The sequence below is a fragment of the Vibrio penaeicida genome, assembly GCF_002933855.1.
GTDB lineage: Bacteria > Pseudomonadota > Gammaproteobacteria > Enterobacterales > Vibrionaceae > Vibrio > Vibrio penaeicida_A.
In genome coordinates, this window is the sequence record NZ_BFAQ01000023.1 from 68661 (window position 1) to 77287 (window position 8627).

Consider the following 8627-nt stretch of genomic DNA (forward strand, 5'->3'; position numbering starts at 1 on the left):
GAGTAGACTTTTTAGAGTTCAATAAGTTGGGCGACCTGATTCTTTACTCATTAGCTCAAAAAACTAAGAGACTGAATGTGCTTAATTTAAGTTCAATTCAGTCAAAATTATGACCTTATCAGAGCAGTAAGGTTACTTACGAAATGAATATCATGCAGGGAATTATGATCAAACATCGAATCCCAGCGCTTTTGCTTGCGCTTACCCCAGTTTGGCTACCTTCCTCTTTACAGGCTGAAGAGATACAAAGCGTTGATTTAGTGGCAGCTATCGATGAAAAAATCACTCAAAATCAAGAGAAAATTGATTCTGTCGATGATGAACACTTCGAAGAAGCCAAAACGCACTCTCAACTTAAGCAACAATCAGAGCAACTGCAACGCGAGTATGCTGAATTAGTTGCTAAACGGAACCGAGCAAAAAGTGCTCTGGATAAGCAATTCACCCGTTTGGTTGAAGAGCCTGATATCGACCTCTCCAGTTTTCAAAAGCAGTACCAAGAGTCTTGGGTCGCGGTTAAAGGAAATCAAAAAGAGCAACTCAGCCAACAACACCTTGTCAGTGAAAGCGAAATGCGCCTTTCTCAGCTTAAGCAGCAGCAAGCTCACTTGAACGCAGCGCAGCAAAATCTGCAAGAATCCCGTGTTGAAGCGCGAGTAAAGAGGCTCGCAGCCGAACTACGTGAGAGTGCCGTTCTTGAAACCAGTTACAAGACAACGTGTTCAGCAAGCATGACCCTGCGTGACTGTGCGAACCGTGGTAAGCACTTAACCAAGCAGAAAGCCGTCAATACATTTAAGTCTCGATTGATAGGCCAACTAACTGAAGCGAACGTGGCAAAACAACACTTGCAAGGTGTGCAACTTAATATTCACGTTCAAGATAGCCAAATCATTAAAAGTGGCTTTTCTGGCGACAACAGTTACGCGACCAAAATGCAAGCTCAGCTGCAAGCCAAACCTGAATCGCTTGCCGCATGTAAACTTCTAGGTGTTGCAAATCGCTACTGTTACACCGAATCGAATGTTGTTACCACATCCAAAGTAGATAAGGCATGGGCAAACATTACGGTACGCTCTGATCAATACGAAGATGACGTTACCGTCAATGGAGTGAGATACGGAAGTACTCCTGTAGAGTTAGTACTTCCTGCGGGTCGCCACCAGATTACTGTTTCTAAAGAAGGTTTTGAAACGTACAGCCGCCAGATTACTATTAACGGTAATGACACTATTTGGGTTAAACTGAGACCTGAAAAGCATGGGTAGAGCCCAAGTTCGGCACGAAATATCGCCGATTTACACGTAATTTCTTATCGCCATTTTGTTTATATCAATCCTCATTGATCGTGACAAAATGGCGCTTTAGTTAAGCAAACAACACGAATTAGAACTGAACATGAGACAAGGATTACCAGCGCTTTTGTTGGCTCTTTCACCGAGCCTGATATCAGTAACAGCCTATGCTGAGGCTTTGGATATCACGAATGTTTCAAAAGCTATGAGTTCGAAAGAGGCTGAAATCCAGTCTGTCGGTACTCAGGAAACAGACATTCAGGCAGCCATTCGAAAGCTCCAAGCAGAGTTGCTGCAGGTGGAACAAGATGAAAAACGCCTTGAAAACAAAAGGCTGAAAGCCAAACAAGCACTGGAAAGACAGTATGCTCGAATGCTGGATGACCCTGAGCTAGACCTTGCCTCAAGCCAAAAAGCTTATCAGGATGCGTGGGCAAAATTGAAGCAAAATCAACAGCAGCAACTTGATGTCGAGCACCAAATTCAAGAGCAGCAAATCTCCTTATCAAGTTCAAAAGCCAAAAGTGCACAACTCAGCGCTGAACTCCAAGAATTAGAAGAGAGCCACTTTCGTTTGCGTGCAGATCAGCTGCAAAACGAGTTAACGGTTCAAACCTCCCAAACGGTCTCTTACCTTCATAATTGTGCTCAGGATGCCACTCTGGCGCAATGTAAGGCACAAACCACAGGGCTAGCGCTTCAAAAAGCCGTAAATCAGTTCCAGTCTGCATTAATTAAAAACACAACGGAAAGTGAGATAGTTAAACAACACCTTCAACAAACCGCGTTAAACATTCATGTTGTAAGTCATCAACCAGTCAAAACGGGTTTTGTTAACGGTGGTCAGTACCAAGCAAAAATTGATGTTGCTATCGAATCGCGTCCTTCCTTAAACGCAGCCTGTCGCTTACTTAATATTGATTCAGCTTACTGCTTTGACCCGAGCGAGAAACTCGAAAAATCAAGTACGCAGAAAGAAGTGAGATGGGTGACGTTAACGGTCCGCTCGAACCAATACGACGACAGTGTACTGATCAATGGGGTGAGCTACGGCGCCACGCCTGTCGATATTATGCTGCCAACAGGTGCTCACACCGTGAGCGTCAAAAAAGAAGGCTTCCGTTCATTTAGCCGTGAAATGACACTCAAACAAGATGGAAACCTACGAGCAGTATTAGTTGAGAATGCTAACTTGCCCCATTCAGGGAAAGCCTTTGCTGACCAAATTGGTGAGCCAACGGCTGCGCCACAAATGATTGTTGTTGGGGCAGGTAATTACTATGTCGGCAAAAATGGCTCTCAGCAAATCGAGTTAAAGCGCGCATATTCAATTTCATCAACTCCTGTCACTGTTAAGCAATTTGCCGCATTTGTAAATGACACGGGTTACAAAACAGTCGCAGAGAAAAACAAAACCTGTTCCACAATGGAGAACAGTGTGGATGTAGCGGTTGACGGTAATTATTGGCGCCAGCCAGGCTTCAAGCAAAGTGATCAGTCCCCTGTTGTGTGTCTTAGTAGAGACGATGCCCATGCGTATACCAAGTGGCTAAGTAATAAAACAGGCTACCAATACCGCCTCCCTACAGAGCAAGAATGGGAAATTGCTGCTCGTGCTGGCACGTCCAGTGCTTATTGGTGGGGCGATGAATTTGGCACAGGTAAGGCAAACACAGGTTGGGCTGGTACCAAGTGGTCAAATGTGAGCAGTTCTCCTGTCAATGCATTCCGTCCTAATGCACTTGGTTTATACGACATGGTTGGCAATGTGTGGGAATGGACAAATAATCGATACGGTAGCGCGAAAGGCGGTGCTTGGAGCTTCGCCCCAGCAAAAGCTTCAGCACATGAATCCTTAGAAGTCGCCCCAGAGTCTACAACGAACTACATCGGGTTCCGAGTCGTTCGAATGCTCACAAAGAGTTAAGAGTTTTCTTTACCTAGTAATCAGTAAAAAGGGCTTCCAAACGGAAGCCCTTTTTATATCGCTATTTGAGCTAAAAGAATTAATCTCAGCTTTGAATATACATATTCAATTGAGTGGCAATTGTATTCCAATTCCTTACTATTCTATTCGTTGCATTCCTTGTGTACTGCCATCGGTTTAGCTTTACCAAGGTAAGTTCGAAACTTGGCAAACGACAATGCAACAATAAAGCAGAACGCTTGAACGAGAACAATACACGCACTGGTCGCGCCATCAATATGGAAACTGATCAATGTACCCGCTAATGTCGACCCGATTGACACTGACAGCGCGATTATCAGCATGTTGGTAAACTTTTTGGTCAATACAAAGGCCGTGATACCTGGAGAAACTAGCATTGCAACGACCATAATGACGCCTACAGCCTGAATGGTCGCGACTATGGTTAATGCCAGCATAATAAGCAAACCATAGTGTAAGAGCGTTACAGGCAAGCCAGCAACACGTGCGTGGCTTTTGTCGAAGCAGTAAAGCAAGAAATCATGTCGAAATACAACCATCACACAAAACACGATGACGGAAATAATAACCGTTTGCCAAAACTCAAAATCGCTAATACCTAGCATGTTACCAAACAAGATGTGCAATAAGTGCTGATCGGTTTCTATCTTAGCGAACATCACCAAACCCAGAGCAAACATACCCGAGAAGACAATGCCCATTACGGTATCTTCTTTCACCCGGCTATTTTCTTTTATATAACCGGTCAGAAGAGCACAAGCGAGACCAGAAACAAACGCACCAATCGGTAATGCAATACCCACAACATAAGCCACCACAATACCGGGCAAGACTGCATGAGAAATGGCATCGCCCATCAAAGACCAACCTTTAAGAACCAAATAACACGATAAGATGGCACAAACGCTGCCCACTGCTAAACCAGCCCAAAGTGCACGCATCATAAATGGGTATTGGAACGGCTCAATGATCCAGCTAATCAACGCTTCCATTACGCTCTCCTAGCCAATTTGCTGGCGCTGCTCAGCCGACCCAAAGCCGCAATGCGATCGGAAAATAGGCCGTACTTAGGCGCAAACAAAAACGCAAGCATGAACAATATGGTTTGAATCAATACAATAATGCCGCCTGTTGTGCCATCTAAGAAATAGCTGATATACGCCCCCAGCCCACTACTCAATAGCCCAATAGTGGTGGCAATTACAAGCAGCCAACCAAATCGGTCGGTCAACAGATACGCCGTAGCACCAGGAGTGATAACCATTGCAATAACAAGTACCGCCCCTACCGTTTGCAAAGATGCAACTGTACAAGCGCTTAAAAGAGTGAAGAACAGTATCTTCAATTTAACAGGAGAAAGACCAACAGATGAAGCTTGGGTTTCATCAAAAAACACAAGCATGAGGTCTTTCCATAGCACCCCTAGAATCACCAAAGACACGACTGAAATAATGACAATTTGATAGAGGTCTTCGGGTCCAATGCTAAGGATATTACCGAAAATAATTGCTTGGACGTTTATAGAGGTTGGGTTAAGCGAAATCAGCAACAATCCGGCGGCAAAAAAGGTCGTAAAAATAAACCCTATGATGGCGTCTTCTTTCAAATGTGAGAGTGATTTCAGAGCAGCAATGCTCAAAGATGCGAGAAACCCAGAAAAGAATGCACCAACTGCGTAAGGCAGCCCCAATGCATAAGCACCTGCGACACCAGGGACAACAGAGTGAGAAAGAGCATCACCAATAAGCGACCAACCTTTCAACATAAGAAAGGCTGAAAGAAACGCGCACACGGCACCCACAATCGCACTCGCAAATATGGCGTTAAGCATGTACTCGTAATTTAGGGGTTCCAATAAATATTCCAACATTACTGATCCACCCGACTTTTTTGGTCGCGATTGGGTTCGCTACGATTGGATTCATCGTGATGTTGGGCTTCACTGATTAGAGTCGAGTCATTTCTGTTGGTTCCATAGAACACCGCGGGTTTCTCGTGATCAGAAATGATAGTAACAGCACGGCGATCGGCATCATTGTGTAGTTCTTCACCTGGAATACCAACGTGTTTAAGAACCCCGCCAAATGTGGCTTCTAGATTTTGCTGAGTGAATGTCACATCTAGAGAGCCCGCAGCAATCACTGTTCTGTTTATAAAGACCACTTCATTGCAGTAATCTGGAATACTGCCCAAATTATGAGTGGACACTAAAATCAGATGCCCTTCAGCCCTAAGTTCTCGGAACAACTGCATAATGGCGCTTTCTGTAGTGAAATCGACACCCGTAAAAGGTTCATCAAGTAATATCGTTTTACTCTCTTGAGCCAGTGCTCTTGCCAAAAAAACACGTTTTTTCTGTCCACCGGAAAGTTCGCCAATTTGTCGTTCAGCTAATTGGCTAATTCCCATTCGGTCCATCGCTGAAGCGACTTTCGCCTTATCCATTTTACTCGGTCGACGAAGGAAATTCATAAATCCAAAACGACCTTGCATCACCACATCTTTAACTAGAATAGGAAAATCCCAGTCGATATCCTCACTTTGAGGTACGTACGCGACTAAGTTACTTTTTAGTGCTTTACGTATGGTCATCCCGGAGACACAAATGTCGCCCGAGGAAAGCTTCACCAGCCCCATGATGCTTTTAAAAAGCGTCGATTTACCACCGCCATTAATCCCAACGAGGGCACATATAGTGCCCCCGCTAAGAGAGAAGTTAACGTGGTTAATCGCTGTGAAGCCGTTGTTGTATGTCACACCAACGTTGGATACTTCTAAGCTGGCCGACAACGAACTCATAATTCAAATCCATCCGCTACAGTTTGTGTAGTTACTTTCAATAAATCTAGATAGGTAGGAACAGGACCATTTTGAGTAGACAGAGAATCAACGTATAGCACGCCGCCATATTTTGCATTAGTTTCTCTTACAACCTGTTTTGCAGGCTTGTCCGAAATGGTACTTTCACTAAACACTACCGGAATTTGGTTTTCACGAATCTTATCAATAAGTGATTTAACCTGTTTCGGCGTGCCTTGCTGGTCGGCATTGATCGGCCACAAGTACGCTTCTTTTAAATCATAATCTTTCGCTAAGTAACTGAAAGCACCCTCGCTGGTTACTAACCAACGCTTATCTTTTGGAATTGTACTCAATTGCTTACGAATTGGCGCATCGAGATTCTTAACCTTTTCAGAATACGCCGCTGCATTACTATTATAGGTCGAAGCATTAGCTGGGTCATGTTTTACGAGCGCTTTGCGGATGTTTTCAATATAAACAAGGGCATTGCTTGTAGACATCCACGCGTGAGGATTGGGTTTGCCTTGATATGGACCATCGTAAATGGAGAGCGGCGCAATTCCTTCTGTTAGCGTTACAGATGGAACACCTTCAATATTGCTAAAAAAACGCTCAAACCAGCGCTCAAGATTCATTCCATTCCACATAACCAAATCAGCTGATTGCGCTTTTACAATATCTTTTGGAGTTGGCTGATAATCATGAATTTCCGCACCAGGCTTAGTGATAGAAACGACTTCAGCCGCATCACCAGCAACATTTTGTGCTATATCTTGAATGATAGTAAACGTTGTAACAACTTTGAAATTAGCAGTAGCCATACCCGGTACCAATACAAGGCTACACAACCCCAACTGGGCTAAAATCTTCTTCATTTTTTCATCCTGAATCCATTAGATGCCGCAATCGTAAATGATAACTATTATCATTTCAACAAAAACACAAGTATTTAAAGACTAAGTATCCCCTAATTACGTGCTTCAGGTGAACAATAATACGATATTTATCGTATTTAGACCGTTTTTTCCTTAAAAGGGGGGAATTCCCCCCTTTTAAGGAAAAAAATACTGTTTTATCTTAAGTGTCATAGAGTTAGATACAGTCCAGTGTATTTGACTCTCGGTATCATATTGATACCAGTTATGATCGCTTAGACCCTGAAGCCGATCATAACCTCTTCTACACGTCGACAAGATGTATCTTGTATTTTGCCAGCTCCCTCAAGCTGGCTTTTTTTTAAACAAGCCCGCTTAAACGTATAACATACGCTGTAATCTCTAAATTGAGACTGATATGATTATTAACAAGTGGCGCACTACAACAGAGCGAATATTCGTGCCTAATTCAACTCTTTTGTCTGTTCTCAATCAATTTCCGGGTTGCTGGGGCTGCAAAGATACAAATTCTAACTACGTTTACGCTAGTGAATCATTCAGTCAGCTCGTAGGGTTAAACAACCACTCTGAATGTATAGGACTTTCGGACTTTGATATCCCTTGCCCATCAACTATCTGTGCTCTCGATTTTCAGCGGCAAGACAAACACGTCATGGAAACTCGACAAACCTTAAAAATCTTAGACATCCACCCTTATCCAGACGGAAAATGGCGTGCCCATATTTTTACTAAATCTCCATGGATAAACGACAATGGAGAAGTCCAAGGCGTAATTTTCCACGGTCAAGAACTGGAAGATACCGCCATTCTAGAAATTGGACATTGGATTTGCCGCGCCACAGGGCAAAGCCTTAAAAGAGATGTCTACGTCAGTACCATTTGCAGCACACCAAAAAAGATTAATCAGCGAGAGTCTCAGGTTCTTTTCTTCTTGTTATACGGAAAGAAACCTCAATTCATTGCAAACGCCATGAACATTTCGGTAAAAACAGTAGAAGGACACGTTGCTCGGTTAAGGAACAAATTTGGAGCAAGAACAAAAAGTGAACTGATAGACCTAGCTTTAGATGAGGGGTTTGGCTCCATTATTCCAGAAAGCCTATTGAATACGCAGATATCCGTTGTACTTAGCCAAATTAAATAGGTAACGTTCCGCTTCAAACCAGTAGATCCATATTGGTCAATTGCATTTTTAGCCAAATAGAAAAGATATCAAAACTCATTCAAATCGATAATAATTATTAAATAACAATAATTTAATAAAATAATTCCAACTAAAAAGTATCATCCGATAAAGAACTAGAACTTTTGAGGAAATCTGTAGCGTACGATGTATTAAAAATGTAAACAGTTCTACACATTTAAAAATAACACCTCTAAAAGCTCGCCGCCCTATATATTTAGCTCAAACCACATTAAACCACCACGCTTTTCCTACACAAACATTTACAAACGCAAAACATAATCCAAGAACAATTCGATAGCTTAATTGAATAATAATGGTCAATTAGCGGCTTTTTCTACTCGAAACCCTCAAATGTAATATTTATTTACACTTAGAAGTTAAAGTTCCAAAAACCTCACTTAACTCTTTATTAAACATAATAATACTCTCACCACATGAGCTAATTAAAAAATAATAAAATGCACTATTCATACACATAAAACCCCCATCTTGAGCTATAC

7 protein-coding genes are annotated in these 8627 nt (G+C 42.6%); 3 read left to right on the forward strand and 4 right to left on the reverse strand.

Annotation, left to right across the window (positions count from 1 at the left end; genetic code table 11):
* Window positions 1-164 precede the first annotated feature (164 nt).
* Window positions 165-1268 (forward strand): PEGA domain-containing protein, encoded by a 1104-nt coding sequence (locus tag VPNCDNU1_RS13685; RefSeq protein WP_167404796.1) that lies wholly within the window; start codon window positions 165-167, stop codon window positions 1266-1268.
* A gap of 130 nt (window positions 1269-1398) precedes the next feature.
* Window positions 1399-3222: an SUMF1/EgtB/PvdO family nonheme iron enzyme gene (locus tag VPNCDNU1_RS13690; RefSeq protein ID WP_104400833.1), complete on the forward strand. Its 1824-nt coding sequence runs from the start codon at window positions 1399-1401 to the stop codon at window positions 3220-3222.
* 143 nt (window positions 3223-3365) lie between these two features.
* Here the strand turns inward: VPNCDNU1_RS13690 and VPNCDNU1_RS13695 are convergent, their stop codons facing one another.
* The 4 genes from VPNCDNU1_RS13695 to VPNCDNU1_RS13710 are packed head-to-tail and all read right to left on the reverse strand — an operon-like array spanning window position 3366 to window position 6920.
* The gene (locus VPNCDNU1_RS13695; RefSeq protein WP_104400834.1) at window positions 3366-4235 is read right to left on the reverse strand and encodes a metal ABC transporter permease; all 870 of its coding nucleotides are present in this window, start codon (window positions 4233-4235) and stop codon (window positions 3366-3368) included.
* Window positions 4235-5113, reverse strand: coding sequence for a metal ABC transporter permease (locus VPNCDNU1_RS13700; protein WP_104400835.1), 879 nt, complete (start codon window positions 5111-5113; stop codon window positions 4235-4237). Before VPNCDNU1_RS13700 ends, VPNCDNU1_RS13695 begins: the two co-directional genes overlap by 1 nt.
* The gene (locus tag VPNCDNU1_RS13705) at window positions 5113-6042 is read right to left on the reverse strand and encodes a metal ABC transporter ATP-binding protein (protein WP_104400836.1); all 930 of its coding nucleotides are present in this window, start codon (window positions 6040-6042) and stop codon (window positions 5113-5115) included. The genes VPNCDNU1_RS13700 and VPNCDNU1_RS13705 overlap by 1 nt, the downstream gene beginning before the upstream one ends.
* A complete protein-coding gene (locus tag VPNCDNU1_RS13710) occupies window positions 6039-6920 on the reverse strand; it encodes a metal ABC transporter substrate-binding protein (RefSeq protein WP_104400837.1) in 882 nt (293 codons plus the stop codon). Before VPNCDNU1_RS13710 ends, VPNCDNU1_RS13705 begins: the two co-directional genes overlap by 4 nt.
* A 418-nt stretch (window positions 6921-7338) precedes the next feature.
* Here VPNCDNU1_RS13710 and VPNCDNU1_RS13715 point away from each other — a divergent pair, with 418 nt between their 5' ends.
* Complete coding sequence (locus VPNCDNU1_RS13715; RefSeq protein WP_104400838.1) at window positions 7339-8085, forward strand: helix-turn-helix transcriptional regulator; 747 nt, start codon at window positions 7339-7341, stop codon at window positions 8083-8085.
* Window positions 8086-8627 lie beyond the last annotated feature (542 nt).

What these genes read in the sequence shown, in the direction of transcription:
- VPNCDNU1_RS13715 (WP_104400838.1), top strand. Translation starts at nt 7,339, where the DNA reads ATGATTATTAACAAGTGGCGCACTACAACAGAGCGAATATTCGTGCCT.
- VPNCDNU1_RS13705 (WP_104400836.1), bottom strand. Translation starts at nt 6,042, where the DNA reads ATGAGTTCGTTGTCGGCCAGCTTAGAAGTATCCAACGTTGGTGTGACA.
- VPNCDNU1_RS13710 (WP_104400837.1), bottom strand. Translation starts at nt 6,920, where the DNA reads ATGAAGAAGATTTTAGCCCAGTTGGGGTTGTGTAGCCTTGTATTGGTA.
- VPNCDNU1_RS13690 (WP_104400833.1), top strand. Translation starts at nt 1,399, where the DNA reads ATGAGACAAGGATTACCAGCGCTTTTGTTGGCTCTTTCACCGAGCCTG.
- VPNCDNU1_RS13685 (WP_167404796.1), top strand. Translation starts at nt 165, where the DNA reads ATGATCAAACATCGAATCCCAGCGCTTTTGCTTGCGCTTACCCCAGTT.
- VPNCDNU1_RS13695 (WP_104400834.1), bottom strand. Translation starts at nt 4,235, where the DNA reads ATGGAAGCGTTGATTAGCTGGATCATTGAGCCGTTCCAATACCCATTT.
- VPNCDNU1_RS13700 (WP_104400835.1), bottom strand. Translation starts at nt 5,113, where the DNA reads ATGTTGGAATATTTATTGGAACCCCTAAATTACGAGTACATGCTTAAC.